Annotated in this window: 24 protein-coding genes; all 24 read left to right on the top strand. The window is 47.2% G+C overall.

Annotation, left to right across the window (positions count from 1 at the left end):
* The first annotated feature begins 56 nt into the window (after positions 1–56).
* The 24 genes from nadB to GRP75_RS02905 all read left to right on the top strand — a co-directional run bounded on the left by nadB (position 57) and on the right by GRP75_RS02905 (position 25,197).
* The gene (gene nadB, locus GRP75_RS03020) at positions 57–1,670 is read left to right on the top strand and encodes an L-aspartate oxidase (protein WP_160788576.1); all 1,614 of its coding nucleotides are present in this window, start codon (positions 57–59) and stop codon (positions 1,668–1,670) included.
* Positions 1,660–2,550 (top strand): carboxylating nicotinate-nucleotide diphosphorylase, encoded by an 891-nt coding sequence (gene nadC / locus GRP75_RS03015; protein WP_160788575.1) that lies wholly within the window; start codon positions 1,660–1,662, stop codon positions 2,548–2,550. Before nadB ends, nadC begins: the two co-directional genes overlap by 11 nt.
* 6 nt (positions 2,551–2,556) lie before the next feature.
* A complete protein-coding gene (locus GRP75_RS03010; protein ID WP_023986451.1) occupies positions 2,557–3,324 on the top strand; it encodes a type III pantothenate kinase in 768 nt (255 codons plus the stop codon).
* Between the two features lie 219 nt (positions 3,325–3,543).
* Complete coding sequence (hslO, locus tag GRP75_RS03005) at positions 3,544–4,428, top strand: Hsp33 family molecular chaperone HslO (protein ID WP_028542509.1); 885 nt, start codon at positions 3,544–3,546, stop codon at positions 4,426–4,428.
* A 20-nt stretch (positions 4,429–4,448) separates the two neighbouring features.
* Positions 4,449–5,393 (top strand): peptidyl-prolyl cis-trans isomerase, encoded by a 945-nt coding sequence (locus GRP75_RS03000; RefSeq protein WP_160788574.1) that lies wholly within the window; start codon positions 4,449–4,451, stop codon positions 5,391–5,393.
* A gap of 239 nt (positions 5,394–5,632) precedes the next feature.
* Entirely contained in the window at positions 5,633–6,571 is a 939-nt protein-coding gene (cysK, locus tag GRP75_RS02995) for a cysteine synthase A (RefSeq protein WP_160788573.1), read from the top strand.
* Between the two features lie 126 nt (positions 6,572–6,697).
* Positions 6,698–8,320, top strand: a complete 1,623-nt coding sequence (locus GRP75_RS02990; RefSeq protein ID WP_160788572.1) for an anthranilate synthase component I family protein — start codon at positions 6,698–6,700, stop codon at positions 8,318–8,320.
* A 5-nt stretch (positions 8,321–8,325) separates the two neighbouring features.
* Positions 8,326–8,901 carry an aminodeoxychorismate/anthranilate synthase component II gene (pabA, locus tag GRP75_RS02985; RefSeq protein WP_013308153.1) on the top strand — a complete coding sequence of 192 codons (576 nt, stop codon included), beginning with the start codon at positions 8,326–8,328 and terminating at the stop codon, positions 8,899–8,901.
* 3 nt (positions 8,902–8,904) lie between these two features.
* Positions 8,905–9,801, top strand: coding sequence for an aminotransferase class IV (locus tag GRP75_RS02980; RefSeq protein ID WP_160788571.1), 897 nt, complete (start codon positions 8,905–8,907; stop codon positions 9,799–9,801).
* Positions 9,798–10,664 carry a dihydropteroate synthase gene (gene folP, locus GRP75_RS02975; protein WP_023986456.1) on the top strand — a complete coding sequence of 289 codons (867 nt, stop codon included), beginning with the start codon at positions 9,798–9,800 and terminating at the stop codon, positions 10,662–10,664. The genes GRP75_RS02980 and folP overlap by 4 nt, the downstream gene beginning before the upstream one ends.
* 457 nt (positions 10,665–11,121) lie before the next feature.
* Positions 11,122–11,484: a dihydroneopterin aldolase gene (folB, locus tag GRP75_RS02970; protein WP_023986457.1), complete on the top strand. Its 363-nt coding sequence runs from the start codon at positions 11,122–11,124 to the stop codon at positions 11,482–11,484.
* 9 nt (positions 11,485–11,493) lie between these two features.
* Positions 11,494–12,042, top strand: coding sequence for a 2-amino-4-hydroxy-6-hydroxymethyldihydropteridine diphosphokinase (gene folK, locus GRP75_RS02965; protein WP_023986458.1), 549 nt, complete (start codon positions 11,494–11,496; stop codon positions 12,040–12,042).
* Positions 11,994–12,194: a helix-turn-helix domain-containing protein gene (locus GRP75_RS02960; RefSeq protein WP_025719314.1), complete on the top strand. Its 201-nt coding sequence runs from the start codon at positions 11,994–11,996 to the stop codon at positions 12,192–12,194. The genes folK and GRP75_RS02960 overlap by 49 nt, the downstream gene beginning before the upstream one ends.
* 44 nt (positions 12,195–12,238) lie before the next feature.
* Positions 12,239–13,267 carry a tRNA dihydrouridine synthase DusB gene (gene dusB, locus GRP75_RS02955; protein ID WP_160788570.1) on the top strand — a complete coding sequence of 343 codons (1,029 nt, stop codon included), beginning with the start codon at positions 12,239–12,241 and terminating at the stop codon, positions 13,265–13,267.
* Between the two features lie 214 nt (positions 13,268–13,481).
* On the top strand, positions 13,482–13,958 hold the full coding sequence (gene greA, locus GRP75_RS02950) for a transcription elongation factor GreA (protein WP_013308160.1): 477 nt from the start codon (positions 13,482–13,484) through the stop codon (positions 13,956–13,958).
* Positions 13,959–14,068: 110 nt separating this feature from the next.
* A complete protein-coding gene (lysS, locus tag GRP75_RS02945) occupies positions 14,069–15,589 on the top strand; it encodes a lysine--tRNA ligase (protein ID WP_023986460.1) in 1,521 nt (506 codons plus the stop codon).
* Positions 15,590–15,679: 90 nt separating this feature from the next.
* Complete coding sequence (locus tag GRP75_RS02940) at positions 15,680–17,017, top strand: TrkH family potassium uptake protein (protein WP_023986461.1); 1,338 nt, start codon at positions 15,680–15,682, stop codon at positions 17,015–17,017.
* Positions 17,018–17,310: 293 nt separating this feature from the next.
* Positions 17,311–17,844: a hypothetical protein gene (locus GRP75_RS02935; RefSeq protein ID WP_025719307.1), complete on the top strand. Its 534-nt coding sequence runs from the start codon at positions 17,311–17,313 to the stop codon at positions 17,842–17,844.
* Between the two features lie 467 nt (positions 17,845–18,311).
* Positions 18,312–19,082: an enoyl-ACP reductase FabI gene (gene fabI, locus GRP75_RS02930; protein ID WP_013308164.1), complete on the top strand. Its 771-nt coding sequence runs from the start codon at positions 18,312–18,314 to the stop codon at positions 19,080–19,082.
* A gap of 12 nt (positions 19,083–19,094) precedes the next feature.
* Positions 19,095–20,555: an AMP-binding protein gene (locus GRP75_RS02925; RefSeq protein WP_160788569.1), complete on the top strand. Its 1,461-nt coding sequence runs from the start codon at positions 19,095–19,097 to the stop codon at positions 20,553–20,555.
* Between the two features lie 44 nt (positions 20,556–20,599).
* Positions 20,600–21,823 (top strand): aldehyde dehydrogenase family protein, encoded by a 1,224-nt coding sequence (locus GRP75_RS02920; RefSeq protein ID WP_160788568.1) that lies wholly within the window; start codon positions 20,600–20,602, stop codon positions 21,821–21,823.
* Positions 21,820–23,520, top strand: a complete 1,701-nt coding sequence (locus GRP75_RS02915; RefSeq protein WP_160788567.1) for a thiamine pyrophosphate-binding protein — start codon at positions 21,820–21,822, stop codon at positions 23,518–23,520. Before GRP75_RS02920 ends, GRP75_RS02915 begins: the two co-directional genes overlap by 4 nt.
* A 23-nt stretch (positions 23,521–23,543) precedes the next feature.
* Complete coding sequence (gene fabF, locus GRP75_RS02910) at positions 23,544–24,785, top strand: beta-ketoacyl-ACP synthase II (RefSeq protein WP_160788566.1); 1,242 nt, start codon at positions 23,544–23,546, stop codon at positions 24,783–24,785.
* Between the two features lie 4 nt (positions 24,786–24,789).
* Positions 24,790–25,197: a 3-hydroxyacyl-ACP dehydratase FabZ family protein gene (locus GRP75_RS02905; RefSeq protein ID WP_025721676.1), complete on the top strand. Its 408-nt coding sequence runs from the start codon at positions 24,790–24,792 to the stop codon at positions 25,195–25,197.
* Position 25,198 lies beyond the last annotated feature (1 nt).

Genomic DNA, 25,198 nt, shown 5'->3' with positions numbered 1-25,198 from the left:
GCGCATACTGTAGAACCTATGGTGTGCGCTATTCTTCTGTGAAATCAGGTGAAGGCATGATTCCAAGATATCTAGTTGATTTTGATGTAGCGGAATTGACCCAATTGGAGGCCGACGTGTTAATTATCGGCTCGGGCATTGCGGGCTTATATACGGCGATTAAGGCTGCGGAGAATCGGAAAGTGTTGCTGATTACCAAGAAGACTTTGATGGAAAGCAACACGCGTTATGCTCAAGGCGGCATCGCTGCTGTCACATCGGACGAGGATACACCAGCTTATCATATGGAAGATACCCTGATTGCTGGTGCAGGTCTGTGTGAATCTGAGGCGGTCAGTACGCTTGTCCATGAAGGTCCAGTTGGCATTCAGGAGTTAATACGTTTGGGAACGGCTTTTGATCGTGTGGATGGTGAACTAGCGTTGACACGGGAAGGAGCGCATAGTCATCGGCGTATTTTGCATGCAAATGGAGATGCTACGGGTTATGAAATTGTTCGTGCGTTGTCAAAGCAGGTTGCTGCCCATCCCGGTATCGAAGTGTGGGAAGAGTGCATGGTAATTGATCTGCTGACGGAGCATGGTGAGTGTATTGGGGCCCTCGTCCAAAAGCCAGGTGGGGTAAGGTCGTATATAACCGCTAATGCAACGATTTTGTGCTCAGGAGGTAGCGGGCAATTATACCGATATACGACCAATCCGGATATTGCAACCGGGGATGGTATCGCTATGGCATATCGTGCTGGGGCGATTGTACGGGATATGGAATTCATACAGTTTCATCCTACGGCGTTGTGCCATCCGGGCGCTCCAAGGTTTCTAATTTCCGAAGCCGTACGGGGAGAAGGAGCCGTGTTACGCAATATTCACGGAGAACGCTTTATGGACAAGTATGATTCCCGGCAGGAGCTTGCACCCAGAGACATCGTAGCTCGTGCTATCATTCATGAGATGGAACGCACCCAAGCTGCGTTTGTATACCTGGATATTACACACGAGCCGCCAGAGCGGGTGAAGCAACGTTTTCCAACAATTTATCGGACATGTCTGTCATTTGGTTTGGATATGACGACAGACTGGATCCCCATTGCGCCTGCTGCCCATTATATGATGGGTGGTGTCCAGACCAATTTACACGGGGAAAGCTCCATTGCGCGTTTGTTCGCCTGCGGGGAGACCTCTTCTACAGGAGTTCACGGAGCTAATCGTCTGGCGAGCAATTCGTTATCTGAAGCTATTGTATTTGCCAGCAGGATTATTGAGCGACTGCATTCATTGCCACCGCTGGTCGGCCATACATTGATATCTTATAGCGATAACCGTACAGAGTTCCCGGCTTCATCCGTCACGGAGCAGCGGCATAAGCTGCAAGAAGCAATGGTTCGTTATGCTGGAGTTCGTCGGCACGGCGAGGGGCTGCAAGCAGCATTAGACGAGCTGCAAGGGCAAATGCCTATTTTTGAGGCTGTGATCGCTAGCCAGGAAGAGATCGAATTTGCCAATTTGCTCACCTGTGCTTTATTAGTAACAGATGGTGCGCTGCTGCGTGAGGAGAGCCGGGGAGCGCATTATCGCGAGGATTTTCCTGAGACAGATGATAGCGTCTGGCGAAAGCATGTTCAGCAGAGACGTGAGCAAGGGATAACGGAGGAGTACGTTCATGACATCTAACAGCGAGCTTTATGGAGAGTTTGGTGGATATCAGGAAGAACTGACAGCACAAATTCGCAGCTGGCTGCGAGAAGATACGGGCTCTGGCGATGTGACCACGCGCTGGACGATTGAGCAGGGCCACCAATCCAAGGCTGTCATTCATGCCAAGGAGAGCGGCGTGGTTGCCGGTTTACCCGTGGCTGCCCTTGTATTTCAGGTAGTGGACCCTTCCTTGTCGTTCACTCCGCTGGTGACGGACGGACAGTGGATTGAAAAGGGAAGCGTTTTGGCGGAAGTGAATGGAAGTACTCATGCAATTCTGACCGGAGAACGACTGGCGTTAAATTTGCTCCAACGGATGTCTGGCATTGCCACGCGGACTCGGGCTTTTATAGATCAATTGCATGGTTTGTCCACTCGCTTGGTGGATACACGTAAAACAACACCGGGACATCGGTTGCTGGAGAAGTATGCTGTGCGTGTAGGCGGTGGCTCGAATCATCGCTTTGGCCTGTACGATGCTGTTATGATTAAGGATAATCATATTAAGGGTGCAGGTGGGATTGAACAGGCTGTAAGTCGAGCGCGCGCTAATATACCGCATACGATGACGATTGAAGTAGAGACGGAAAACATGAAACAAGTTCAGGAAGCCCTGGAAGCTGGGGCGGATATCATTATGCTGGATAACATGTCTGCCCCAGATATGAAGGAAGCCGTTCGGTTCATTCGGGAACGGGCACCACATGTCAAAACAGAAGCCTCGGGCAATGTATCGCTGGATACAGTGCGTGAGATGGCTGAGAGTGGCGTAGATGTGATCTCTGTAGGCAGGCTGACATACTCTTTTCATAACCTGGATATCAGCCTTGACCTTAACGCAAAGAAAGATAGGTGACACCCATTGATTCTTGTAGTGGATGTAGGTAATACCAATATTGTTCTGGGGATATACGAAGGGCGGGAGCTGTTGCACCATTACCGGATCAGTACCTCCAGACAGGCAACCGCAGATGAATACGGCGTACTCATACATAATCTTTTTAGTATGGGTGGCGTATTAAAGGATGACATCCAGGGAGTTATTATTTCCTCTGTCGTTCCGCCGTTGGTCCGTGTATTAGAAGAAATGTGCGATAAATACATAGGCAAAACGCCTTTAATCGTCGGACCGGGAATCAAGACCGGTCTTAACCTGCGTTATGAGAATCCGCGTGAAGTAGGTGCGGATCGGATCGTGAACGCTGTTGCGGCTGTCGAACGGTTCGGCGGGCCGCTGGTTGTGGTGGATTTTGGGACAGCGACGACGTTTGATTGTATTGACGATAAGGGAAACTACTTGGGCGGTGTCATTGTGCCGGGTATCGGGATTTCGACGGAGGCACTGTATCAACGGGCTTCCAAGCTACCCCGCATCGAGTTGGAGAAACCCAAAAAGGTTATTGGTCGTAATACGGTTCATGCCATGCAAGCTGGGATTATCTTCGGTTATGCTGGGCAAGTGGATGGCATTGTGCGGCGCATTAAGGAAGAAATGCAGGCGGAGCCTACAGTTATTGCTACCGGAGGTCTTGCAGAGCTAATCGCATCAGAGGCGGAGAGCATTCAAAAAGTGTTGCCGATGTTGACGCTCGAAGGATTGCGCATCATTTACCAACGTAACGCCGAATAAAAAAGTGGGTATAAGCTGCCGCTGAGTCCAACCGAATGATTTTATCGGTTTGGATTAGCGGCGTTTTTCGTCTATACTGAAATATGTTACGTTTTTGAACAATTCGCGTGATCTGTAGATGCAGGTTGTTTATATAGTAGGAAATTATGCTTCAATGATGAGCAATACTAACGAAAATAAGCAGCATAGCTGTCCTGGTGAATAGGGGAGGATATCAATATGGAAAATAAGCAGGATCGACTTATTCGTGGCACAGCCATGGATGGGAGGGTTAGAGCTTTTGCTGTTCGGACAACTCAATTGGTAGAGGAATTGCGGAGAAGACACGATACGTATCCAACGGCTACCGCTGCTTTGGGGCGAACCCTCACAGCAGGTGCTATTATGGGTTCTATGCTAAAAGGAAAAGAGCGATTGACCATTCAAGTTAAAGGTGATGGACCGATTGGGCAAATCGTCGTTGATGCCAATGCTGTAGGGGAAGTGCGAGGTTATGTTACTGAACCGCATGTGCATTTGCCAAGCAATAGTATGGGCAAACTGGATGTAGCGGGTGCCGTAGGTACAGAGGGGTTCATTCATATCATCAAGGATTTGGGGTTAAAAGAACCGTATCGCGGCAGTACTCCGATTATTTCCGGTGAACTGGGTGAGGATTTTACCTATTATTTTGCCAAATCGGAACAGACCCCGTCAGCGGTGGGCTTGGGTGTGCTGGTAGATACGGATAACACGGTTATTGTGGCCGGTGGATTTATTATTCAGTTGCTTCCAGGCTTGAATGATGATGAGATTACTGCGATCGAAAATGCAGTCAGCTCCATTCCACCCGTTACTGCTTTGCTGGATCAAGGGTTGGAACTTGATGAAATGCTGCGCTGGATGCTGCCGGACGTTCGGATTCTCGATGAATTGGATATCCATTTTCAATGTGAGTGTTCACGTGAGCGCGTGGAAAAAACATTGATCAGTTTGGGAGAAAGCGAATTAGAGCAGTTAATTGAGGAAGAAGGACAGGCTGAGGTCGTATGTCACTTTTGTAATGAGGCTTATCAGTTTAATAAGGATGAATTGCAAAATCTGTTAGATCAAGCCAAATCCTAACCGGATGGGCGGTGCAAGCGATGACTACACGGGAAAAAGGATTATGGACAGCTGTCATTATTCTGACCGTTAGCGTCGCCGCCTTGGGTGGTCTTATCATGCTTCGGGGGCTGTCAAAGCCGGGTGATGTAAGCAAGGATGACGGCGATCATACTGTGGCGGAGATGGGTCAGGAAGGCATATCGGAGGAACAGTGGGTAGCGGAACTGAAAAAGCGATATGGAACCAATACGCTGTTGCAAATGTTGAATCGTAAAGCCGTGCAGGCTGAAACCAAGCGTCTCGGTATCAAGATCACCCAAGAGGATTTACAGCAGGTGCTGGAGCAGGATAGTAGAGGGTATGACTCAGATCATGCCTACTTTGATGAAATGCAGCGACAGTTTGGCTTAGATCCGGTTGACTTGCGGAATGAAGCGGAATACCGGATTGGTTTGGAGAAAATAGCCACGCAGGGTATTCAAGTTCAGGAAGCTGAGATTGACGAGTATTGGGAACAGCACCCTGAGGAATTTGCCGTCGGTAAGCAGATCCAATTGGCAGCTCTTTATGTGGATAATGCGGAGGAAGCAGAAGCGTTGCTAGATCGGGTCAAGCAGGGGGAGAGCTTCGATGTGCTGATTCAAGAGTATTCAGGTAAGCCTTTTGGCAAGGATAGCAGCGGGCATTTGGGATGGGTGGATGAATATGATCCATTGCAACCGGAGGCGATCATGAAGGCGGCGAGAGAGCTAAGCTCCGGGGATGTTGCAGGTCCGATCTCTGTTAACGATGGCTATGCTGTCATTTATGTACAGGATGTCCGGTTGAAGAATTCTCCGGATAAGCAGCAGATCCGGCAGCAAATTCGCCGATCTCTTGCGCTTGCACAGGCCGCTCCTTTGGAAGAGGTCGAGAAGAGTCTACGTGATAAATATGGAGCGCGTATTTTATCTGGAAAAGATGCATCCTCCGCTGCTCTGTAACGTAGTGAAAGAATATTGGTTTGAAGGAAGCGCGATGCTGATAACGCGGGTTGACAGCATCGCGGCTTACTCACTCGTATTGACATTGGAATTGAAGATTGTTATGATTAGCGTATAAAACCCACTATTTTTATCGGAAATTAAATGAACGGTACAGAATTAAAGTGATTGACTAAGAATGATCTACAAAATGATTTCGCAATTTTTAATACATCATCTACAGTCAGGGAGGAATTATCATGGCTAAAGTTGTTAATAACATCACCGAACTTATCGGGGAAACTCCCCTCGTTCGGCTCAACCGGATCGTACCGGAAGATAGCGCCGAAATTTATTTGAAACTGGAATATCAGAACCCAGGCTCCAGTGTAAAAGATCGTATTGCGATTAGCATGGTAGAAGAAGCTGAACGTGAAGGTCTGCTTAAGCCAGGCGGTACGATTATTGAAGCAACTAGCGGTAACACAGGAATCGGCTTGGCTATGGTTGCTGCTGCGAAGGGCTATAAGGCAGTAATCGTTATGCCAGAAACGATGAGCATAGAGCGTCGTAATTTGTTGCGTGCTTATGGAGCCGAACTTGTGCTAACACCAGGATCAGAAGGCATGAACGGGTCCGTTAAGAAAATGGAAGAATTGCTGAGTGAAAATCCGGAATATTTTGCTGCTGAGCAGTTCAAGAACAAAGCTAATACCAAAATTCACCGTGAAACGACCGGTCCTGAGATTGTGGAAGCCATTCGTTCCATTGGCGGAACTCTGGACGCTTTTATAGCGGGAATAGGTACTGGCGGAACCATTTCTGGTGCCGGAGAAGTGCTTAAGAAAGAATTCCCTGATATTAAAGTTGTGGCTGTAGAGCCTGCCTCTTCCCCACTGTTAGCAGGCGGTAAGCCAGGACCCCACAAAATTCAAGGACTTGGTGCCAACTTTATTCCTGAAATTTTAAACCGCGATATCTATGATGAAATTATTCATGTAGAAAACGATGAAGCTTTCGAGGTAGCACGTAGAGTGGCCAAGGAAGAGGGCATTTTGTCCGGTATTTCATCTGGCGCGGCTGTTCATGCGGCTTTGAAACTTGCTAAGCAATTGGGCAAGGGTAAACGGATCGTTGTCATTGTTCCAAGTAATGGAGAACGTTACCTGAGTACACCACTATACAATTTCGAGCTGTAATTATGTCGTAATTGTGTATACTATACGTAAGGATTCCCTCATTTCCCTGTTGCAGGGGGGTGGGGGTTTCTTTTTAAGGAGAGAATATAGACTTATTGAAAAGTAGGGAAGGGGAAGCACACACGGATGAAATCGACAGCTAGAGTGACGGAGACGCAGTGGCAGGTTTGGCAGGAGGAAGGCTGGAGCATACTTCCTTATATTGCTGAGTACCCATTACCCGTGGGGGGGCTACCGTCATCGTGGCGGAAGGCTTGGGAGGATTCGTCTTCATATGCCTTTTTGCTGGAGAGCGCTAAAGGTGGGAGGTACACCTATCTGGCCTTAAATCCGGTTGCTATATTGGAGGGCAAGGGAGAACATGCAGTTTGGACTGATTTGCAAAGCGGGAAACATGGAGAAATGCATGGTCAACCTTTGAAAGTCATGAGCAACTGGATCGCTCCTTACCGTGCGCCGCGTGTACCTGGCATGCCTTTTTTCTCTGGAGGATTTGCGGGTTATCTTGGCTACGATGTAGCTCGCTCGTTGGAGCGTTTGCCATCTCAAGCTGCAGACGATACAGACATACCTGATTATGTATGGATGAGGGTGGATGAGCTATGGATTTACGATCACGAAAAATCCTGCATATATTGTGCTGTTCATATGCCCGCTCCTGCGCATTCCGATAAAGTCAGTAGTGATACCGATTTGACCAATCGCGTTATGCTGGATGGGCCAAATCCTATACTTTGCGAGCATTACGCGGAAGCTGCCCAACGTGCAGAACGTATGCTGACTCAGTGGAATAACATCATAAATGCAGGAGAGATTGATTCTGCGTACCCTCGTCGTTGTGCTAGGCTCGCCGAAGAAGGGTTAGAGGCTGCTCATCTTGAATCTGAAGGCTGGACAGCGGCATTCAACCAACAAGATTTTGAACAAGCCGTGAAACGTGTGCAGGAATACATTGCCCAAGGGGATGTATTCCAGGTCAACTTATCGATTCGTCAGCAACGTGCGCTTACAGCCCTCCCTGAAAATATATATGAATGGCTTCGTCTGCTGAATCCTTCCCCTTATATGGGTATGCTGCGTATGCCAGATTTACGGATCGTTAGTGGCTCGCCGGAATTGTTGGTGAAGCTGGAGGATGGACGTGTGAGCGCCCGACCAATTGCAGGTACGAGAAGAAGAGGGCTAACACCGGATGAAGATGCCGCTATGGCAGCAGAGCTTCTATCAAGCGAAAAAGAACGCGCCGAGCATATTATGCTCGTCGATCTGGAGCGTAACGATATCGGACGGATTGCCGAATACGGATCGGTGCATGTGCCTGAACTGCTGACGGTCGAATACTATTCGCACGTTATGCACCTGGTTTCTCAGGTTGAAGGAAAATTAGCCTCGGGTCGTACAGCTATAGATGTAATTGCTGCTACCTTTCCAGGCGGAACCATTACCGGGGCACCCAAGGTGCGCACCATGGAAATTATTGAAGAATTAGAGCCCGTTCGTCGGGGGCCTTATACAGGGTCCCTTGGATGGATTGACTATAACGGCAATATGGAATTAAATATTATAATAAGAACACTAGCTGTTAAAGGCAGCACTGCCTATTTACAGACAGGTGCGGGGATCGTCATTGATTCAGACCCGTACAGGGAATATCGGGAATGTCGGAACAAGGCTAGAGCTGTCATGAAGGCGGTACAATGTGGTGAAGAAGAAGCCGCTTTGAGCAAAAGCGGTATCACAGGAGGGTGAGTCGTATGATTTTGGTGATTGATAATTATGATTCGTTTACGTACAATCTTGTTCAATATTTAGGTGAACTTGGCGAAGAAGTAACCGTAAAACGGAACGATGAGATTGATGTGAAAGGCATAGAAGAGCTGGCACCAGAGCATATTTTGATCTCGCCGGGTCCATGCACGCCGAATGAGGCAGGGATATCACTGGATGTGATCAGCCATTTTAAAGGTCGCATTCCGATTTTTGGCGTTTGCCTCGGCCACCAGGCCATCGGACAGGCTTTTGGCGGTAAGGTTATCAGGGCTGAACGACTCATGCACGGTAAAACATCACCGATTCTTCATCACAATACGTCAGTATTTGAAGGCTTGCCTTCTCCGTTCACAGCAACCCGGTATCACTCATTGCTGGTGGAGCGCGAGAGTCTGCCTGAGTGTCTAGAGATTACCGCGGAAACCGCAGAAGGTGAAATTATGGGTTTGCGGCATAAAGAATTTGCCGTAGAAGGAGTTCAGTTCCATCCAGAATCCATTATTACGGATTATGGGCATCAACTGTTACGCAATTTCCTAAAACGCAAGGTAGGCGTCTGATTCATGAAATATATCGGAGTCAACGGCGTCCTCACGGAAGCCGCAAAAGCCGTGATTCACGTAAGTGATCACGGCTTTTTATACGGAATGGGCTTGTTTGAAACATTCCGCACCTACAAGGGTGTTCCATTCTTGCTGGATTGGCATCTGCATCGACTGCAGGAAGGTTGCCGAATGCTCGGCATTCCTTTTCAACCGGATGAGGAGCAGCTTACGAGACACATCCAACATCTGATGGTGGCGAATGGACTGGATGAAGCCTATGTTCGTTACACCGTATCAGCGGGCGAAGAGGTGCTAGGATTGCCGACGGGGGACTATACGCGCCCCAACCATATTTTGTTTGCGAAACCGTTGCCCTCTACCAATACACAAACCGGGCAATCCATTTCCACATCGGCGCTTCAGTTGTTGCGAACCCCCAGAAACACTCCAGAGGGTGAGGTTCGTTTAAAGTCGCTCCATTATATGAATAATATTCTTGCGAAGCGGGAACTTCAGCAGTATGCCGAGGCTGTCCGTTATAAGGCTGAAGGAATGATGCTTACAGCGGATGGTTTTCTGGCAGAAGGAATGGTCAGCAATCTGTTTTTTGTGCGGAATAATACGCTGTATACCCCTGACTTGTCTACAGGAATTCTGCCAGGCATTACGCGTGAATTCATTTTGGAGCTGGCGCATCTGCGAGACATTCCTTGTGAGCAAGGTTTGTACCGCTGGGACGAGCTGAAACAGGCTGATGAAATTTTTATGACCAACTCTATACAAGAAATACGGCCCGTGGATTTGTTGTTGGAGCCGGGTGGAGCAACGAACCATGTATCGGTTCCCTTGACACAGCCCAGGTCCATAACAGCTTTGCTGTTGCACGATTATAGACAGAAAGCAGGGATCAAGTGAACATACCGACCCTTTATCAACGTAGTTACCGAATGGGGGATGCCGAGCTTACGCTCGGACATTCCACACAGATCATGGGCATACTGAATGTGACCCCGGATTCATTTTCCGATGGAGGATTACATTATAGTCCCGAGATTGCTGTTTTACATGCATTGAAGCTGGTGGAAGATGGAGCCGATATCATTGACATTGGTGGGGAGTCTACCCGCCCGGGTCATGACCCAGTAGGTGTGGAAGAGGAACTGGCACGGGTCATTCCGGTCGTCCAAGCCATCCATCGTATTGCACCGCACATTCCGTTATCTGTAGATACTTACAAAGCCGAAGTAGCCAGGCAGGCGCTTGAAGCTGGTGCACATATCATTAATGATGTCTGGGGGTTTAAGGCAGACCCCGATATGGCACGTGTAGCTTCGGAATTCGATTGCCCGGTCATTTTGATGCATAATCGTCATGATCGTAATTATAGTGATTTGGTTTCTGATATGCTGTCTGATTTAAAAGAGAGTATCCGATTAGCGCTGGATGCGGGGGTACGTGAGGAACAGATCATTTTAGACCCAGGTATCGGTTTTGCCAAGGATTACGATGAAAATATTCATGCCATGACTTCTCTCGATACATTGAGTCAGCTGGGCTTTCCGCTGTTATTGGCTACGTCGCGCAAAAGGTTTATTCGTACAGCACTGGATTTGCCTGTGAATGATGTGGTGGAGGGCACGGCGGCTACCGTTGCCTTTGGCATTGCTCAAGGGTGCCAGATTGTGCGTGTACACGATGTGGCGCAAATCAAGCGCACCGTACGTATGTGTGATGCGATGGTGTACGGGTCTAAAAATGCACTGAGTTATGGTGGTTAGAAGACGCTTCATGAATGATTTGATCCTGCGATCGCTGTTGCAACGGGATTCTTTTGAATTGGTAAACATATGACTGTTAGAATCCCGTTGCAAAGGCGAGCGCTTCGCTTCTCCGGATTCAAATCCTTCATTCCGCTACAACGCGCCATAAAGTCACTGTATTTTTAGGGAGTTATTTATTGTGTAAGGTGAACAGAAGAATAGATCAAGTAGAACGAGAACGGAGTAGGCGGAATGGTGCTGTACAAGCAAAGCGGTCGCTTTAAAAGCTTTCCGTAGGAAAGCTCGCTTCGGAAGCATCACTTCCCCGAATTTCTACCTTTATTATAGGTTTTATTCAAGAAATCTGGGGCAGTGGCGATGGGGAGCACCATCCGACTGCGCAATGGCACGATACGAAACTTTTAAGTTGAGCTTATTGAGAAAATCTAATAAAAAACAGGGGGGGATACCCACGATGGATAAAATGGTTTTGCATCGTATGGAGTATTACGGATATCATGGCGTTTTTCCAGAGGAGCGCAAGCTGGGACAACGTTTCTATATTGATTTGGAACTGGAGCTTGATCTGCGTGAAGCGGGTGAGCAGGATGCCTTGGACAAAACGGTTAATTACGCCGAGGTGCATTACACCGTTAAAGATATTGTAGAAAAGGAATCTTACCAATTGATTGAAGCTTTGGGCGAACGTATTGCATCTTCCCTACTGGACACTTATACTAGTGTCAATGCACTGACTGTCAAAGTCACAAAGCCGCATCCGCCGTTTGATATTCATTTTCAGGGCGTGACGGTTGAGCTTTATCGCGCAAGAAAGTAGGAACGATACATGAATGCACATTCGACCTCTGAGGCATCAGAGGCTTATATTGCTTTAGGGGCTAATTTGGGGGAGCGCGAGCATACCCTGTATGAAGCCATTACGGCGCTGGACGAACATCCGGGTATACGGGTGCTTCGGTGCTCCAGCCTGTACGAAACAGAGCCTGTTGGGTATCTGGATCAACCTTCTTTTTTGAACATGACGGTAGCCGTATCCACAACACTTGCTCCAGAGGAGCTTCTGGTATATATGCTGGAGGTGGAGAGTCGTCTGGGGAGAGTAAGACACATTCCTAATGGGCCACGAACCATTGATCTGGATTTGTTATGGATGGAAGCGGCGCAACTGGCTACACCGGATTTGGAGCTTCCTCACCCTCGTATGTTGGAGCGTGCTTTTGTGCTGGTTCCTTTGGCTGATATCGTTCCGAACCAAGATCCGTCCGGTCTGTACAGTATCGTGCATACTGCATTGAATTCTGTGGATGGAAAGGACGGCATACAGCTTTGGAAAACATGCAGCTGGCGCAACGACTCCGCGCCTTTCGGAAGCTAAAAGGGTTCACACAGCAGGAGTTGGCAGAACGTACTGGTATATCTTTGACTGTACTAGGTGCTGTGGAGCGAGGCAATCGTACAGTAGACCCAGACATGCTGAATATCATCGCCCAAACGCTAGAAATTGAAGTCCGGGAATTGACGGAATGACGATAAGTGACGATATAAAAGAAGGAATAAAGGGGTGAACAGATATGTTGAAAATCGGCGATATTGAAATGAAAAACCAAGTCGTCTTGGCACCCATGGCAGGCGTGTGCAATCCTGCTTTTCGCTTGATCGCCAAGGAGTTCGGTACAGGCTTGGTATGTGCAGAGATGGTTAGTGATAAGGCCATCATTCACGGCAACAAGCGTACACGTGAGATGCTGTTTGTAGATGAGCGCGAGAAGCCGCTTAGCTTGCAAATTTTTGGAGGCGACCGCGAATCTTTGGTGGAAGCAGCGAAGGTGGTAGATCAGGAAACGAATGCAGATATTATTGATATCAATATGGGCTGCCCGGTTCCCAAAGTGACCAAATGTGATGCAGGTGCTCGTTGGCTGCTCGATCCAAACAAGATTTATGAAATGGTATCGGCGGTAGTGGAATCGGTAAGCAAGCCGGTTACCGTGAAAATGCGTATTGGTTGGGATAGCGAGCATATTTATGCCGTAGAGAACGCTCGCGCTGTTGAACGTGCCGGAGGTCAGGCCGTTAGCGTACATGGCCGTACACGGGAGCAACTGTATACGGGACATGCGAATTGGGATATTATAAAAGAAGTTAAAGAAGCAGTTTCCATTCCTGTAATTGGAAACGGTGATGTGGCATCACCGGAAGATGCCCGCCGCATGCTGGATCTGACCAATTGTGATGGCGTTATGATCGGACGTGGTGCTCTGGGGAATCCGTGGATGCTCTACCGTACGATTGAGTACTTGCAATCAGGTGAGCTGTTGCCCGATCCTTCACCGGAAGAAAAAATCCGCATTGCCATTCTGCATATGGATCGTCTGGTTGCATTGAAGGGTGAAGCGGTAGCTGTCCGTGAAATGCGCAAGCATCTGGCTTGGTACCTCAAGGGGTTTAAAGGTTCTGCACGTATTAAGGATGTCATTATGGAAGAAACAAAGCGCGACGATATGGTACGTATTTTGGATCAATTTGTATCTCAATTGCACATGGTAGATAACGATGAGCCTTCTACAAGTGCTGCTTCTCCTACTGCTGTTGCGCAATAAGGAAGCTGTTCCGGCCTGCGCACGCGATTGACTTTTCCAATTGCTTGCCCTATAATCGTTCAGTATAAAATCTTGATGTATGCTACAAATTGTGTGCAGCTCTCAAGACAACAGCAGGAAATGTTCTCATTCCCTCAGAGTGGCATATTATGTTTTGAAAGCGTGCATTCCGATGCACTTTTAAACTTTTCCCATGACAGGAGAATCGGTTAAGATGAGCGATAAAGAAGTCATTCTGACACAGGAAGGTCTTAGAAAGCTCGAAGATGAGCTTGAGAACTTAAAGTCTGTCAAACGCCGCGAAGTGGCTGAACGGATTAAGGTAGCCATCGGATACGGAGATATTAGTGAAAACTCCGAATATGAGGATGCGAAGAATGAGCAGGCCTTTATTGAAGGCCGTGTAATTACGTTGGAAAAGATGCTACGCAATGCCCGCATTATCAATAGTGATGAAATTGACACCGATGTTGTGGGAGTAGGTGCAACTGTGACCGTTGAAGATTTGGAATTCGGAGATATTACAGAGTATGCTATCGTAGGTTCCGCCGAATCCGACCCGCTACAGAATAAGATTTCGAATGAAAGTCCGGTTGGCAAGGCAATTCTCGGTAAGAAAAAGGGAACTGTTGTGGATGTCACCGTTCCAGCAGGCGTTATTCAATATAAAATCGTGGATATCAAGAAATAAGACACGGACTTTGGAATTTAATGTAAAAGCTTCCTTGTGGAAGCTTTTTTTCTCTACACCCGGACGGACCCCGGCCCGTCTATTCATATTGAAGGAGCTGATTTAGCACCATGTCGGATGAAACTACTAACCAGGAAACACAAGAAAATCGCGAGGAATTAAGTGAACTATTACAAATTCGTCGTGCCAAATTGGACGAGCTTCGCGCATTGGGCATTGATCCTTTTGGACGCAAATACATACGCACGGCTGAAGCGGGCGTACTACTGAGCAAGTATGACAGTTTGACTAAGGAAGAACTGGAAGAAAAGAATATTGAAGTTAGCATAGCAGGCCGTATTATGGCTAAACGTGTGATGGGAAAAGCCAGCTTTGCTCATATACAGGATCTTAGCGGACGTATTCAAATTTATGTTCGTCAAGACACAGTACCTGAATCCAAATATAAAGCATTTGGTATTTTGGATCTGGGTGATATTGTTGGTGTTAAGGGTGTGCTCTTCAAGACCAAAACGGGCGAAACGACAATCAAAGTGCTGGATATTGAGGTCTTGTCCAAATCCTTGTATCCATTACCAGAGAAATATCATGGCCTGAAGGATGTTGAATTGCGTTACCGTCAGCGGTATGTCGATTTGGTTATGAACCCTGAAGTACAAAAAACGTTCATTACACGGTCCCGTATTATTCAATCCATGCGTCGTTATCTCGATTCGCTCGGCTATTTGGAAGTTGAAACCCCAACATTACATTCCATTGCTGGCGGGGCGGCGGCGAAGCCATTTGTTACGCACCATAATGCATTGGACATGCAGCTTTATATGCGTATTGCTATTGAACTCCATTTGAAACGACTAATTGTCGGCGGAATGGAGAAAGTATATGAGATCGGTCGTGTTTACCGTAATGAAGGTATTTCGACCCGCCATAACCCTGAGTTTACGATGATTGAGCTGTATGAAGCGTATGCTGATTATAAAGATATCATGCAATTGACGGAAAACATGGTTGCACATATTGCGCAGGAAGTACTGGGCACACAACACATTCAATATCAAGGCCAGGAAGTGGATCTGACGCCGCAATGGCGCAGAGTCTCCATGGTTGATGCTGTTAAAGAAGTAACAGGTGTAGACTTTAGCGTGCAGATGAGTAATGAAGAAGCTCATCGCCTTGCGAAAGAGCATAAAGTTTCGGTTGAACCGCATATGACATTTGGCCATATCCTGAATGCATTCTTTGAGCAGTTCGTAGAGGAAACGCTTATTCAACCTACCTTTATTACTGGACATCCGGTTGAAATTTCGCCGTTGGCCAAGAAAAACGAACAAGATCCGCGGTTTACGGATCGCTTCGAGCTGTTCGTGGTTGCTCGTGAGCATGCGAATGCGTTCACTGAGCTGAATGATCCAATCGACCAGCGCCAACGTTTTGAAGCACAATTGCTGGAACGTGAGCACGGTAACGACGAGGCGCATGAAATGGATGATGACTTTATCCGCGCCTTGGAATACGGGATGCCACCAACAGGTGGACTGGGCATCGGCATCGATCGTTTGGTTATGTTGCTGACAGATGCGCCTTCCATTCGCGATGTGCTGCTTTTCCCGCATATGCGTAACCAACAGTAGAATAACATAACATTATGAATATAGAGGATCAGCCGGGCTTCCCGTGTCTTGTTCCTCTTTTTCATAAGAACGGATGGAGAGAATACTCTAATGAAACGCAGCGTCAAGCTTAGTCGGTTCGCATCGCCTCCTTTTATATTGGTCATCGGATATTTATTGATTATTGCATTGGGTACTTTGCTACTGATGCTTCCTGTTGCCAATCATAGTGGTCATGCTCCGCATTGGATTGATTCGCTTTTTACGTCCGTCTCAGCCGCTTGCGTCACAGGACTGGTCGTTGTTGACGTCGATTCAACGTATACGATGTTTGGCGAAACCGTCATTTTGGTGCTGATGCAGCTAGGCGGGCTGGGGTTTATGACCTTAGCGACCTTGTTTGCGCTGTTGTTGGGGCGGCGATTATCGTTAAAGGATCGGTTGCTGCTTAAGGAGGCTATTAATGCCGATAGCATGGAAGGGATCGTACGTATTATTCGCAAGGTGCTGATCTTTTCTTTTACCATTGAGGCGATAGCTGCCGTCGTCTTAGCTTTGCGGTGGATGCGAGAGATGCCTGTCGGACAAGCGATATATTATGGAATATTCCATTCCGTATCCCTCTTTAATAACGGGGGATTCGATCTGTTCGGGACTAGCTTCCAACAGTACGCTGGAGATTTTGTTTTCAATATGATTGCATCTGTGCTCGTTATATCTGGAGGCTTGGGTTTCCTTGTACTTAGCGATTTGTTCGATTTTCGCCGTACCCGGAGACTGTCTCTACACTCCAAAATGGTGCTTAGCGTGTCGGGAGTGCTCATTGTGGTTGGTGCGCTGGTTTTATTTGTTTTTGAGTTTACCAATGCACGAACCTTGGGTGCGCTGAACTGGGAAGGCAAAGTATATGGAGCTGTCTTTCAATCGGTCTCCACGAGATCATCAGGTACGAGCACAGTCGATATCAGCGGGTTAAGGCAGGCAAGTCAGTTTTTTATTATGTTGCTGATGATTATCGGTGCTTCTCCGGGCTCCACGGGAGGAGGAATTAAAACGACTACGTTTCTGCTTATGGTAGGTGCCCTAATCGCCGTCATGCGAGGACAGAAGGAAATTGTGTTTTTCCGTCATAGGGTCCCCAAAGATATCATGATGCGGGCGCTGACCATTATTGTACTGGCCCTATTTATATTCTCGATTGTGGTTATACTGCTCTTAATGACAGAGGATGCGCCATTTCTCTCCCTTGCATTTGAGGCTGCTTCCGCAATCGGAACGGTAGGGTTGTCTGTAGGAGTGACGCCAGGATTGTCTGACGCAGGCAAGCTGATTATTTGTGTGACTATGTTTATTGGTCGGATTGGTCCTCTTACGATTGCCTATGCCATTCGTCCACGCTCGACCAAGACATTGTACCGTCGTCCCGAAGGTCATATTGTAATTGGATAGTGTATCTGTAAAAAAAGATGTACCCGTGCTGATTAGCATAGGTACATCTTTTTTCATTTCAGATCATCATAATTCTTTATGGGTAGCATATCATGTAAAATGCCCATTTTGAGAACAAGACGAAATGGGCTGAACAGATACTGATTTTCGCAGAAAAAACGGCTATTTGTTTCCTTTTATGTAATTATAGACAAAATACTAGGAATATTATGTATAATATTGTATGATAGTGGGCATGAAAGGGGGATAGTTGAGGTGAATACCAATTTCTAATTTGAAAGGAATCATCTATTATGTATTTATTTATTATTAGTGCTGAAGTTTTATTTTGGGTTTTTGTTGTTGCAGGCTTGATCGCAAGGTATATGTTTGGCTTGAAGAAATTAGGCGGTCTTCTTTTACTATTTACCCCCATTATTGATATCCTGCTACTGATTGCGGTGTTCATCACGGTGAAAAGTGGCATGGAGATTACGACTGCTACTGGCTTGGCGGCCTGTTATTTTGGTATTACAGTAGCATTTGGTCATAGGTTAATTAAGTGGGCGGATGTACGGTTCTCCCATTGGTTTGGTAAGGGACCCAAGCCTGAACGCAAGTATGGTGCTGCTCATGCAAAAGAGGAACGGATAGGTTGGTTGCTTCACCTTTTGGGCTGGGCTATAGGTAATGCTTTGTTGCTCGCCATCATTGTGTATGTTGATGATCCGCAGCGTACGGTGTCTTTGGAGGGCATTATGCAAACATGGGCGATCGTTCTGGCAATCGACTTTGTTGTCTCCTTTAGCTATACTTTAGCTCCCAAAAAACAAAAGCGTAGTCTATAGAGGTTAAGGCTTTACACTTAGATTAGATAAAATCTGGCTGGTCACTCAGGATGTTCAAATCGGAAGACTCATTGTTGTTGAAAATGAAGTGGTTACTTCCGGTAGTGGGGTGAGTCCGTCGTCGAAATGTAAATATTTACAAAAATATGAGGATTTTATGTTTAACTCACTTTGACAGTCACCTTATTTTTGCCTCGCTATCTTTTTTCACACACATGTATCCCTTTCGATTTGAACACAGACCAACAGAAGCAACACAACTATTTTTTGTGAGATGACAGACAGCATGCAAGATGTGTTACACAAATTTTAAAATAAATTTTGTGATTTGCCTAAAACGTCGCCTATCCAAGTTTGGCAATTAACGCGATAATATTCCAGGAAAGATTACATATGTCTATAAATGTAGACATACGCAGTTAAGTTGTTATTTTGTTTAAAAATGTAAAAAAAGAAAGGTGGTTTCTGTGGCAGTACTACTGAGCGGTAAGAACATTTTGATTATGGGCGTGGCTAATAACAGGAGTATTGCCTGGGGGACAGCTCAATCTTTAGCTGCTGAAGGAGCACAGCTCATTTTTACTTACGAAAATGAGAGGGTTGCAGAGCGGGTACTAAAGCTCGTTGAAACCATTCCAGGAGCACTGGTCTGTCCTTGTAATGTTCAAAGCAATGAAGAGCTTGATGCATTGGCGGATTTTCTAAAAGAAAAAGTAGGCGTATTACATGGTTATTTTCACAGTGTCGCCTATGCTAAGGCTGAGGATTTGGATGGCTTGTTCGTTGACACTTCTCGTGAGGGATTCGCCGTTGCACAAGAAATCAGTGCCTATTCTCTGGCTGCTGTCTCCCGTCGAGTATACCCACTGATGACAGAGGGTGGAAGTATCGTCACCATGACGTATATTGGCGCAGAACGAGCGATCAAAAATTACAACGTTATGGGTGTGGCGAAGGCTTCACTGGAAGCCAGCATGCGCTATCTGTCGAATGATCTGGGCACATATGGCATTCGCGTAAATGCGATTTCCGCTGGTCCGATACGGACCTTGGCTGCCTATGGCATTAAAGATTTTAACACAATGCTCAAACATATTGAAGAAACTACGCCCCTACGCAAGACGGTTGATACGTCGGAAGTCGGAGATACGGCGTTATTCCTATTTTCCCATTTATCGAGAGGCATTACGGGTGAAGTTATCCATGTAGATGCTGGATACCATATTACGGGGATGTAAGGAGGGAACGTTGTGCTTATTACGCATACGGATTGCCGTATTATCTCACCTGAAGGAATTATGACTAGGGAACGTCTGGAGCGAGACGTTACGATCTTCTCCCGGATGTTGACGCTCAGAGGAATTCCCGAAGACGGTAGAGTGATTCTGAAAGCGGCCAATTCCTATTGGTTTGTTGTGTCTCTGTTTTCCCTGTGCAATATCGCTGTTTCGGTGACTGTGGTGGACGAGCAGACTGTGCTCGATGAGGTGGCTCAAATCTATGATGAAGCAGGTGCCTGTTGCATCCTTACGGATTCCGATTTAGAACTTCCTCATGCTCTCGTTATTCTAATTCAAGATCTGATTCAAGAAGAAGCAGTACACCCGGATTGGGTGGGAGAGCCAAAGCTTGAAGCCCTCGACTTTAACAAGTGGTGCGAGAGGCCAGATGCGCTCATTCTGTATTCTTCAGGTACGACGGGAAAACCCAAGGGAATCGTGAAAGCTGGTTCAGCTTTTATGGAGAATATCAGGCATTCCATACACGCCATGAACTACCTACCGTCTGACCATATGCTCCCCGTTGTGCCTTTTTCTCATTTTTATGGAATCTCACTTATCTTCTCCTGGTGGTTAACTTCATGTTCTCTCATCATCTGCAATCCAAAAAACCTCTGGAGCGTCATTGCAAGTATTACGAAAGACCGGGCGACGGTCGTAGACGCTAACCCCTCTGCTTTTTACACCTTGTTGCGTATGCTAAACCGAAAACCCGAACAACTGGAAATGGTCAAGGAAGCTCCGGTGCGCATGTGGTGCGTAGGCGGTTCCCCACTTACCCAGGACCTTGAAGAGAAATTTAACAACATATTTGGACAGCCCCTGCTGAATGGTTACGGCCTTTCTGAACTGGGCAACGTTACGCTGGGGACGCTAGAGTGTCCGAAGGGTTGTGGACTACCATTACCTGGTGTGGATCTGAAAATACTAGATTCTACAGGCAACCAGCAGGCGGACGGTATCGTAGGCGAAGTGTGGATACGCAGTGCTGGATGCATGGAAGGTTATCTAAATCGTCCAGACCTGACGCAATCCGTTCTACAGGACGGCTGGTTCAAGACGGGAGACCTGGGCTATCTGGATGACGGAATGCTGTATGTCATTGGTCGCAGCGGTAAGACGGTCAACCGGATGGGCTACATGGTATCTCCGGTCTATATTGAGGACCGAATTGGTTCGCTAGGCTACCGATCCTGCGTGATTACCTTGGAGGATGAGGCTAAAGGGACATTGCTTGTCGCATTCATCGAAAGTGATTCCTCACAGGTCGTGCCTGTGCTCCGCAAAGAGATGAGTCAGGTACTCCCTTCATACATGTTTCCCGATCTTTTGCTTCCGCTCGATCATTTTCCTTTAAATCGCAATGGAAAAGTAGATCGTCTGGAGATGGAGCGTGTTGCTCTAGAGAAAGCTGCTTCTCGCAAAGCATAACAAGATATATACCAAAACTGCATACAGGAAAGGGAGAATGTGCCATGAGTATAAATCCAGAACTGGCAGAAAACACACTGTTTCTGAAAAGGCATGAATCTATTCTGAAATGCCTCAATTATTTGATTGAAAATCGGCAGGAAGTGATGGATATTCTCACGCAATTTTCATCCTATCGGGCCGCCAATGCAGAAATTGACTCCACGATCCTCACACTTCAAGGTGCTCTGCAAGAAGTGCAGACCTATCAGCCAAGCTGGCAACGATCTATGGCTGTATTCATGCCTTCCAACGTCATTTTGTACTCCTATGCATTATACCTCTTGATTCCGTCCCTGTACGTTGAAAATATAGACTTTCGCCCTTCTTCTCACGTAAACGAGTACGTCAACATGCTGCATGAAAAGCTTCAGGCTGTACACGGATTACCCATCTATATTCGTAAGGTCAGTCAAAGGGTTTTTATGGAAAATTCGGTTATGCCAGCTGATATTGTGGTGTTCACCGGGAGCTATGTCAATGCGGAGAAGATCAAAAAACAAATCCGAAAAGACCAACTCTACATCTTCTATGGACAAGGGATCAATCCTTTCGTCATCGGACCCGATGCTGATCTGGAACTGGCGGTTACCGATGTAATCCGAATGAGACTGTTCAACTCAGGACAGGACTGCCTGGGACCCGACATCATTCTGGTACATCAAGATGTGACAGAGAGCTTCAAAAACCTGCTGATTATACGGCTTGACCAACTTGTGTTTGGAGCCAACGATGATCCGAACGCAAACTATTCCCCTATTTTCTATAAAGATGCGCTGAACTCAGTTTCTGAATATTTTAATACGAACGATAAGTTTATTATCTACGGCGGTGGCATTGATTTCCGTACGAAAAAGATGGAGCCAACGGTTGTATATAGCGAGCTAGATCAGGATTTGGAGATTATTGAGTATTTTTCACCGGTCTTCAACGTGGTTAGCTACCGAGACGACGAGCAGCTGATCAAGCGTATTTCCTCCAGTTATTTCAGTGAACGAGCAATGGGTTGCAGCTTATACGGGTCTAGTCACCTGGCGGACGTTCTGCGAAAGAAGCACACGCTGACCATTAATCAGACGCTTGAGGATGTGGATCAAGGCAATAAGCCTTTTGGTGGCTATGGCACGATGTCGAACTATATTTTTTACGATTTCAAGCTCATTTCGAAGCCGATCTTGATTTCAGAAATTGTCGCAGAATATTTGTCGGAAAAGAGGAGTTTGGTATGACTGCGAGCTTCTTTCCCTGGGATGCCATCATTGGCTACTTAAAATCGGCTGGGGTTCAGCATCTCTTTGGATTACCAAGTGATGATCTCAAAATCGTATCGTCACTCCCCTCATCCGGTATGGATTTTATTCTGTGCAAAGATCAACGTAATGCTGTGTTTATGGCAGCAGGTTATGCGCTCACCACCAACCAGATGTCCGTATGCGTTGTGGGGAAAGGCCCTGCGCTCAGTAATACACTTACAGGGCTACTGGAGGCCAAGAACCTGGGCGCTCCGCTCCTGCTTTTGGCGCTTGGCACTGGCGGAGACAAGCTGGGTACCCGATCCTTTCAGGAAGCCGATCAAATCTCACTCGTGAAGCCGCTCGTAAAATGGGCTTATCGTGTCGAGCATGTGGATCGGCTTGTATGGGCGATGGAGCGGGCTGCCTTTTTGGCTATCAATGGAGCACCGGGTCCCGTCTATATCGAACTCCCTGAAAACCTGATGGACCAGCCTGTGCCAACAGGGCTTCAGTTTACCCCACCAGAAAAGCTGTCGTGCTCTCCGTCTCGTCGGGAGTTGGATGCATCGTGGGAAATTATTGAGAACGCCCGCAGACCACTCATTCTAGTCGGAGGCGGCATGAAGTCAGGTACAGGTGATGTGATTGAGCGGTTCGCTAACCAACATGGAGCCGCCTTGTTCGCAACCGCCTCGGGACGGGGTGTAGTTGATGAAGACCACGAACTCTTCTGTGGTGTTGCAGGACTCTATACAGATCTCAGTCTAAGACAAATCTGGAAGGAATCTGATGTGGTGATCACACTGGGCAGTCGATTGGAAGAAACGGCTACCTTCGAGTGGGATATTTTGCTACAGGATACACCTTTGATTCAAGTCAATGTAAATCTGGAGGATTTTGCACACGAATACAAGGGTATCAAGGTGCTCGGTGATGGATATGCAGCGGTGGAGCAGTGGCTTGAACGACGTGGGCAGGAGCCTGATGGAGTGTGGCTTGAAACGATTGGGAGTTGTAAACAGGAGGCTTTTTCTCACAGGGCTATTTATCTGGAAGAGCTGAAAAAGACCCCTGGAATCCACGTTCCTGAGCTGTTGGACATGATTCAGACGGAGTTCCCTGAAAATCTGGTGCTTCTTCAAGAGAATGGATTGCAGGATATGTGGTCCTATTTTTATCCATATTTTCGCTTTGCCCACGGTTCTCTTTCGATTGTTCCTAGTGATCAAACGAGTCTTGGATTCGGTGCGGCGGCTGCTCTGGGAGCAAGCGTGGCGACACAACGTCCAGTAGTGGCACTTGTAGGTGACGGTGCGTTCAATCTCTTCTGTTCGGATTTTATGACGGCGGTGGAGTATCAAATACCGTTAATCTATATCGTACTCAATAATGGTGGCTATGGTTGGTTGCAGAATCAGATGAATTATAAACATCTCACAGGGCGGTCCCTCCCGTTTGTTTCTGAGGCGGCCAAGACAGGAATTCAAATTCCTCAGTATGAGTTTGTGGAAAGCCTTGCAATTCGGAGTAAGGGAGAGGCACGGGAACAGCTTCAGCTTGCTTGGCAAAAGTATCAGGAGAACAAGCTTGTGGTCGTCGAGGTATATGCTGATCTTGCGGATGTGCATGAAAAAATCAGTCATGTGTATGGCGACTTTCCTCTCTACGAGCAACAGGCTTCCAAGAATTAATTTCAACGAAGGACGTGGATACAGTGAGAAGACGTGTTGTAGTGACTGGACAGGGAGTCGTAACGCCGGTCGGGCTTAATCTTACGGATTTCTGGAATTCACTGTTGGAAGGAAAAAGCGGAATCGGACCTGTCACTGCTTTCGATACAGCGGACATTCCGACAAAGATCGGTGCACAGGTTACGGGCTTTGACCCATTGCAATATATGAGCAAGAAGGAAGCTAATAAAGTCGCACAGTTCACTCAGTTTGCTTTGGCGGCTGCCCGGCAGGCAGTGGAGCAATCAAAATTAGTGATTGATGAGCGGAATGCAAGTCGCGTGGGGGTTATTGTCGGCTCTGGAGCAGGCGGCCTCGACGTTATAGAGGAGAACTATGGGAAATTAACAAAGCTTGGTCCCAAAAGAGTTTCTCCTTATTTTGTTTCCTCGATGATGATTAATTCAGCACCTGGTGAAATCTCCATTGCTATTGGAGCCAAGGGGCCTTCTTTTGCTGTGGTTACGGCTTGTGCCACAGGAAGTAATGCCATTGGTGAGGCATTACGTACGATCCAGTACGGCACGGCTGATGTTGTGGTTGCTGGTGGAGCAGAAGCCAATTTTAGTCAGCTTGATCTGGCATCTTTTGCGAATATCCATGCTCTCTCCAGACGTAATGAAGAGCCGCAGAAGGCTAGTCGTCCGTTTGATGTGGATCGCGATGGATTCGTCATCGGTGGAGGAGCAGGAGTTTTGGTGCTGGAGGAGTTGGAGTATGCTTTGAACCGCGGAGCCACCATTCTGGCCGAAGTTGTGGGTTACGGATGCACAACTGATGCGTATCATATCACGGCTCCAGATCCCTCTGGCTCCGGCCCGGCAGAAGCGATCAACATCGCACTGCAGGATGGCGGCTTGACACCGCAGGAAATCGACTATGTCAATGCCCACGGTACGAGTACGCCATTTAATGACCGTATGGAGATTAACGCTATTCAAAAAGTATTCGGGGAGCATGCCCCCCAATTGGCGATATCGTCTATTAAATCCATGACTGGCCATTTAATGGGCGGTGCAGGGGCAGTCGAATTAATTGCGACTGTGCAGAGTATGATTCACAGCAAAGTACCACCGACACTCAATTGCGAAAATCCTGAAGCTCCTGAATTGAATTTTGTGCCGCATGTATATCAGGAACGCGAGGTCCGCGCGGCGATTAGCAATTCATTTGGTTTCGGAGGGCACAACGTCTGCCTTGCTGTTCGCAAGTGGGAAGGGGAATAAGCCTGTGAGCGAAGAGCTAATCCATATCCCGGATGTGCTTCCGCACCGGTACCCATTTCTTCTGTTGGATGGCGTGACCGGGTACGAAACGTCGCAATGGGCGAAGGGATACAAGCTTGTCACCTGGAGTGAGTGGTTCATTACTGACACTAACCCATACATGCCTCCTATGTTGATTGTGGAGTCGCTTGCACAATTAGCGGCATTCGCTGCGATTGATAAAAAAGGAATTTCATACCTGACTAACCTCAATGGAATTCGATTCCACAGCTTGGCCAAGCCTGGGGACCGAATTGATCTTTATTTTGAAGTGATCAAGCGTCGGCGGGGCTATATTCTTGGAAGCGGTCGGGCTTCCGTAGGGGATCGATTGGTGGTTGAGGCGGAAGAAATTGTTTCACTGGATCAATGAC

The organism is Paenibacillus sp. OT2-17, assembly GCF_009827695.1.
Taxonomy (GTDB): Bacteria; Bacillota; Bacilli; order Paenibacillales; family Paenibacillaceae; genus Paenibacillus; species Paenibacillus polymyxa_B.
Note: the sequence above shows the minus strand (reverse complement) of the source record. Positions and strands in the feature narration are given on the sequence as shown.